General features: G+C 50.8%; 11 tRNA genes and 1 rRNA gene. All 12 read left to right on the top strand.

The window, feature by feature from the left end:
• A 5S ribosomal RNA gene (gene rrf, locus LMB56_RS01445) occupies positions 1-103 on the top strand; the annotation flags it as partial.
• A gap of 4 nt (positions 104-107) precedes the next feature.
• A tRNA-Val gene (locus LMB56_RS01440) sits at positions 108-180 on the top strand.
• Positions 181-198: 18 nt separating this feature from the next.
• Positions 199-271, top strand: a tRNA-Lys gene (locus LMB56_RS01435).
• A 44-nt stretch (positions 272-315) separates the two neighbouring features.
• Positions 316-388 (top strand) — tRNA-Thr (locus LMB56_RS01430).
• A gap of 9 nt (positions 389-397) precedes the next feature.
• Positions 398-469 (top strand) — tRNA-Gly (locus tag LMB56_RS01425).
• 16 nt (positions 470-485) lie between these two features.
• A tRNA-Leu gene (locus LMB56_RS01420) sits at positions 486-571 on the top strand.
• Between the two features lie 8 nt (positions 572-579).
• Positions 580-653: transfer RNA gene (locus LMB56_RS01415), tRNA-Arg, on the top strand.
• A gap of 6 nt (positions 654-659) precedes the next feature.
• A tRNA-Pro gene (locus LMB56_RS01410) sits at positions 660-733 on the top strand.
• 30 nt (positions 734-763) lie between these two features.
• Positions 764-837 (top strand) — tRNA-Met (locus LMB56_RS01405).
• A gap of 15 nt (positions 838-852) precedes the next feature.
• Positions 853-926, top strand: a tRNA-Ile gene (locus LMB56_RS01400).
• Positions 927-978: 52 nt separating this feature from the next.
• Positions 979-1,066, top strand: a tRNA-Ser gene (locus LMB56_RS01395).
• An 8-nt stretch (positions 1,067-1,074) separates the two neighbouring features.
• Positions 1,075-1,148: transfer RNA gene (locus LMB56_RS01390), tRNA-Met, on the top strand.
• The last annotated feature ends 46 nt before the right edge of the window (positions 1,149-1,194 follow it).

The raw sequence follows: 1,194 nt of genomic DNA, 5'->3' as shown, positions 1-1,194 counted from the left end.
CTTGAAGGATACACCTGTACCCATGCCGAACACAGAAGTTAAGCTTCAACACGCCGAAAGTAGTTGGGGGATCGCTCCCTGCGAGGATAGGACGTTGCCACGCTTATGGAGGATTAGCTCAGTTGGGAGAGCATCTGCCTTACAAGCAGGAGGTCACAGGTTCGAGCCCTGTATCCTCCATTGAGCGATTAAGCTCATGAGCCGTTAGCTCAGTTGGTAGAGCATCTGACTTTTAATCAGAGGGTCGACGGTTCAAGCCCGTCACGGCTCATTATCAGATATAGTATCTGGTAATAAAAAAATAAAGTGTCAATTGCCGACTTAGCTCAGTTGGCAGAGCACCTGTCTTGTAAACAGGGGGTCGGAGGTTCGAATCCTCTAGTCGGCACTTTCATATGCGGAAGTAGTTCAGTGGTAGAACATCACCTTGCCATGGTGGGGGTCGCGGGTTCGAATCCCGTCTTCCGCTTTGCCAGTTCTATAATGCCGGGGTGGCGGAATTGGCAGACGCACAGGACTTAAAATCCTGCGGTTAGTGATAACCGTACCGGTTCGATCCCGGTCCTCGGCACTTATTATGCACCCATAGCGCAATTGGATAGAGTGTCTGACTACGAATCAGAAGGTTGAAGGTTCGACTCCTTCTGGGTGCATTTTTTCGGGAAATAGCTCAGCTTGGTAGAGCACCTGGTTTGGGACCAGGGGGTCGCAGGTTCGAATCCTGTTTTCCCGATTTATAAAATTAATATATTATTAGTTTTTTCGCGGTGTAGCTCAGCTGGCTAGAGCGTCCGGTTCATACCCGGGAGGTCGAGGGTTCGATCCCCCCCGCCGCGATTGGCTGGCTGTTTTGGACCTTTAGCTCAGTTGGTTAGAGCAAGCGGCTCATAACCGCCCGGTCGTAGGTTCGAGTCCTACAAGGTCCATCAGAGATTAGCTTTGATGAATCATTATTGTTTAATCTTATTAATTCATTATGGAGGATTACCCAAGTGGCTGAAGGGGGCGGTCTTGAAAACCGCTAGGCCGTGAGAGCGACGCGAGGGTTCGAATCCCTCATCCTCCTTATATTATCGCGGGGTAGAGCAGTCTGGTAGCTCGTCGGGCTCATAACCCGGAGGTCGTTGGTTCAAATCCAGCCCCCGCAATTTTGGTCCGTTGGTCTAGTTGGTTTAGGACGCATCCCTGTCACGG

The sequence above is a fragment of the Limosilactobacillus reuteri genome (assembly GCF_020785355.1).
Classification (GTDB): domain Bacteria; phylum Bacillota; class Bacilli; order Lactobacillales; family Lactobacillaceae; genus Limosilactobacillus; species Limosilactobacillus reuteri_I.
This window is presented reverse-complemented; position numbering and strand designations above follow the sequence as displayed.